Below are 4,714 nucleotides of genomic sequence, written 5' to 3'. Positions count from 1 at the left end.
CAGTCTATTATCCGCTCAATCGTAAATTTAAGTTGAGAGGGTCAAAATGCGTTCTTTTACTGTTTCTAGTGTAGAAGAGGTACACAAAGCGTGTTGCTGAATCCGAAGCAAGCGGTAGATTGTCAGATGAAGAATATGAACAATCGTTGAATGAGTTCTATGCGTGTGAACTTGGCTTGGTTCGATGACACTAACCATTAAACAAGCTTATATTCATCCTTGAATAGCGACAGCGATAAATAACCAGGCCTGGACCTTATGGAATTACGTTTAAATCAACGCATTGCGGATATTGATCGCCAGGCCTGGAATGGGTTGGTGTTGGATAACAATCCGTTTTTGCGCCATGAGTTTTTGCAGGCGCTGGAGGATCATGCTTGTGTGAGCCCTCAATTTGGTTGGTATCCGCAACATGTCGCATTATATGATCAAGGCCGTTTGATTGCGGCGATGCCTTTGTATGCTAAAACCAATTCTTATGGTGAGTTTGTATTTGACCAGGCCTGGTCGCAGGCTTGGCAGTCGGTAGGCTTGGCTTATTTTCCCAAATGGGTGAGTTCGATTCCTTATGCACCGGTGACGGGGTCGCGTTTTCTGATTAGTCCTGATTTAAATGATCGTTACACGCCGGATCAAATCCGTGCGTTATTAGTTAAACATCTGCAACAAATTGCCAGCGAGCAAAACATGAGCGGTTGGCATATTTTGTTTGCCGAGCATTATGAAGAGCCGAACGACCAGGCCTGGTTGTCGGCTCAAACCGATTGGCTGATTCGCCACGATTGTCATTTCCACTGGTTTAACCGTGATTATCAAACCTTTGATGATTTTCTAGCTCAACTCAAGCCCAAGAAACGCAAGAATATCAAACAAGAACGCCGCAAAGTTGAAGAGGCGGGTGTGAGCTTGCGACGTTTAAACGGTCACACCGCCAGCGAACAAGATTGGCAGGATTTTGCGTATTTTTATAATAAAACTTTTAGCGAAAAACACAGTTTAGCCACCTTAAACCAAGGCTTTTTTCAGGCGGTCGCGCAGGCCTTGCCAGAGCAGGTGTTATTGGTAATGGCGGATCGGGATGGGGAAGCGATTGCCGGTTCGCTGATGTTTGTGAGCGATTCGGTTTTATTTGGCCGTCATTGGGGTTGCATAGACGAGGTCAACAGTCTGCATTTTGAAGCCTGTTATTACCAAGGCATTGAGTTTGCGATCGAAAAAGGCTTAAAGCGTTTTGAACCGGGTGCGGGTGGAGAACACAAAATCGCGCGTGGATTTGAACCCATTATTAGCCAGTCAGCACATTGGTTAACACCTAATCCATTTCAAGAGGCTTTAACCGGCTTTCTACTCGAAGAGCAACGCATGATTGAAGATTATTATGCGGATTGTCAATCGCATACACCCTTTCAATAACGCTTAGTCTAGCGACTTAAAAGTTGATCCATATCAACATGGCTCAGTTATTGCTATTAAACCAAATAGTTAGCGAACCCTTTTAGATCAAGCTCTGGAGAGCCATTGTGATTACCTTTAATTTCAACTTTAAGCAGCCCAGTATTCTAAGGAATATGTTTTTAGCCTTTTTAGGCTTTGGCATTTTAATGGGCTTGGTGTTTCCCATCTTCGCGAATCTGTTTGTGGAGTGGAAGCCCGGCATGTTGTTTTGGTTTGTAGTGGCTTGTATTGCGGCGGGTGTAAGTATTGGGTTGTTTAATTTTTGGTTATTAAACAAGATGTTGCTTAAACGTCTTCAGCGTATTGGTGAGGTCGCTAAATCGATCAGCAACAATGATATTTCGGTTAAATGTGAGCTTAACAGTCATGATTTTATTGGCGAAATGTCCGATAGTTTTAACGTCATGACCCACAACCTGCGTTTAATGGTGCAGAAAATTTACGATGTATCGTCACACATGAATCACGCGGCGTTAACCATGTTGCAAGAAGTCGAAGTTACCCAGCAAGGCGTGGATTTGCAAAAGCAAGATACCCACAAAATGGTGTTGGCGATGCAGTCAATGCGCGAAGCCTTATCAAAGGTGTCCGTTCAAGCGAAAGATGCTTTAAACGCGGCAGAAGTGGCGAATAAAGAATCGCACCAAGGTCGCAAAAATGTCGAAGATTCAACCCGCTCAATTAATCAATTAGCGAGCCAAGTGGATGCAGCGGCAGAAGTAATTAAACGCTTAGAAAAAGACAGCGTGAATATTTCTAATGTATTGGGTGTGATTCAGGATATCGCGAAACAAACCAATTTGTTAGCCTTGAACGCGGCGATTGAAGCCGCGCGGGCGGGCGAACACGGGCGTGGGTTTGCGGTGGTGGCGGATGAAGTGCGAACCTTGGCGAGTCGTACCCAAGAATCGACTTTGGAAATCGAAACCACAATTGCGCACCTCACAAAAGTTTCAAGAGAAGCCGCGAATGTGATGACAAAAGGGCGCGAACAGGCGCATTTAAGTGTTCAACAGGCCAATACGGCTGGACAGTCTTTAAGTTCAATTGAAAAAGCCGTCTCCACGATCAACCAAAAGAACTCGGAAATTGTCGCGTCCAGTATCCAGCAATCCCAACACGCGGACCTAGTCGATAACAACTTGCAGAAAGTCAGTGGAGCGTCAGAGAAGGTGGTGAAGAGTGCGCACAAAACCTTGGATGCCAGTAATCAAGTTGGCCAGTTAGCGAATCAGTTAAGCCAGTTGATTGGCATGTTTAAGGTTTAAAATAAACCAGAGTTGGTTATTGGTTAGTCGATTTTAGCGTGAAAAAAATACCCCAATTAATGGGGTATTTTTGTTTTAGCGTTTAAAGCGGTTTAAAGCATTAAAGGCTTAAGCACGTTTACGGAATTCGTTGGTACGTGTATCAATTTCGATTTTATCGCCAATCTCAACAAACGCCGCAACCTGTAGTTCCGCGCCATTGTTTAGGCGAGCGACTTTCATCACTTTACCAGACGTATCGCCACGCGCGGCTGGTTCGGTGTAAGCCACTTCACGCACGATGATGATCGGCATTTCGATTGAAATTGGCTTTTCGTTATAGAAGGTCACTTCGCACTGGTCTTCCATACCGTCTTCAATGTAGTTTAGGGCGTCACCTAAGTTATCTTTTTCGATTTCGTACTGGTTGTATTCTTCGTCCATAAACACATACAGCGGGTCAGCAAAATAGCTGTAAGTACAGGCTTTTTTCTCAAGAATGACTTGGTCAAACTTATCGTCTGCTTTATAAACCTGCTCACTCGCGCTGTCGTTAAGTAGGTTTTTCATTTTCATTTTTACGACCGCTGAGTTACGGCCAGACTTGTTGAATTCCGTCTTTAAAATAACCATTGGATCATTGCCGATCATAATTACGTTACCAACGCGAAACTCTTGTGCTGTTTTCATGTTTTTTTCCTAAAAATTTAAAAATCGCCGCATTATACCTTGCTTTTAATAAACTTGACCAGATTTGCGCAAAGTTCACCTAAACTTTCTAGGTGATTTATCCAGCTTTCGGCATGCTCGGTTAAGCTTGGCCACGGCTGCATTAACGAGCACCAGGCCTGGTGCTCGAGTTGTTGGTGATTCCAACCGGCTTGAAAATCATAAAGCGCTTGGCGCGCAGCTGGATTTAGAGTTGCGCTGTAGACCTCAAAAAACGCATTTAATTTAGTCCAGTGCGCCTGGTCTTCCGTTGGGTAAATGTGCCAAACAAAAGGTTTGCCGGCCCATTGCGCACGCACTAAAGATTCTTCGCCACGCACAAAGTTTAGATCACACAACCACAATAAATAATCGTATTGCGCCTGCGGCAAAAACGGCAGAATATGCAAACGCATTTGACCTTGCTGCACTGTGTCTCCGGCTTTAAGTGGCTGATTAAAATAGGCTTGTGCGCTGCTTATCAATCGGCCTTGTGGCAAATACACTTCGGTAGGTTGTTTATTTTGCGCCCAGCTATCAAAAAGCGGCGACAAGGCGTTGTTTTCGTAGGCGAAAAGAGAAATCTTAAAGCTGTTTGGAATCGGCTCAGGTAAACCTATTTCGGATAACCAGGCATGGTGATCGCTGTTTATAAATTGCGCACGACGTTGCAACAAATCCGCTTCACGCATTAAGCCGCCCGTGTGCGCTAACACGCTGGGGAAAAAGAAGGTTTTATCTAACCCATTCGCTTGTTTAGAAGGCAAGCCATGAAAATCCTGCACCCAGGTTTCGGCACTAAAATATTCCAGATTAATCCAAATCGGCTTAGATGTTTTCATCTGTTCAACAAAGTCGCTCGGCAATACGCAACCAAAGGCTTCAATCACCACATCACCAGGCCTGGCACTTAGGTTTGGTGTTAAATTTTGAACCTCAATCTGCCCAATAACCTGTTGGTTTAAAAGCGGATCGGTTTCAGGCACAAGGGTATGTAAAGCGTTTAAATCATCCACAAACAAACGCACGTTTTGCTGAAAGTCATGGCGCAAAATCTTCGCCAAACGCCAACTCACCCCAATGTCGCCATAGTTGTCGATCACACTACAAAAAATATCCCAATTTAATTGTGTTTGCATAAAACAACCAGGCCTGGTGATGAGAAAGAAGGCCTATTTTACGTGAAAACCATTTGCGTATCACAGGGCTTTGTCTTAGGCTATGGCAAATTTTTAAAATAACGAATCACATGAGTTATCCGATTCCCGCCGAGCGTAGCTGCGCTGAAATTGAAATTAAAAAAA

Annotated in this window: 4 protein-coding genes; 2 read left to right on the top strand and 2 right to left on the bottom strand. The window is 44.2% G+C overall.

All coding sequences use genetic code 11. The annotated features are described in order from the left end of the window. The first annotated feature begins 258 nt into the window (after nucleotides 1-258). Both IBX48_RS09815 and IBX48_RS09810 read left to right on the top strand, forming a co-directional pair. Complete coding sequence (locus IBX48_RS09815; RefSeq protein ID WP_296833963.1) at nucleotides 259-1,413, top strand: GNAT family N-acetyltransferase; 1,155 nt, start codon at nucleotides 259-261, stop codon at nucleotides 1,411-1,413. A 155-nt stretch (nucleotides 1,414-1,568) separates the two neighbouring features. Further along, entirely contained in the window at nucleotides 1,569-2,723 is a 1,155-nt protein-coding gene (locus IBX48_RS09810) for a methyl-accepting chemotaxis protein (RefSeq protein WP_296833960.1), read from the top strand. Nucleotides 2,724-2,831: 108 nt separating this feature from the next. Here the strand turns inward: IBX48_RS09810 and efp are convergent, their stop codons facing one another. Both efp and earP read right to left on the bottom strand, forming a co-directional pair. Continuing rightward, a complete protein-coding gene (efp, locus tag IBX48_RS09805; RefSeq protein ID WP_296833957.1) occupies nucleotides 2,832-3,392 on the bottom strand; it encodes an elongation factor P in 561 nt (186 codons plus the stop codon). Between the two features lie 32 nt (nucleotides 3,393-3,424). After that, nucleotides 3,425-4,549, bottom strand: a complete 1,125-nt coding sequence (gene earP, locus IBX48_RS09800; protein ID WP_296833954.1) for an elongation factor P maturation arginine rhamnosyltransferase EarP — start codon at nucleotides 4,547-4,549, stop codon at nucleotides 3,425-3,427. Between the last annotated feature and the right edge of the window lie 165 nt (nucleotides 4,550-4,714).

The organism is Thiomicrospira sp. (assembly GCF_014859555.1).
In the GTDB taxonomy this organism is placed as follows: Bacteria; Pseudomonadota; Gammaproteobacteria; order Thiomicrospirales; family Thiomicrospiraceae; genus Thiomicrospira.
Note: the sequence above shows the minus strand (reverse complement) of the source record. Positions and strands in the feature narration are given on the sequence as shown.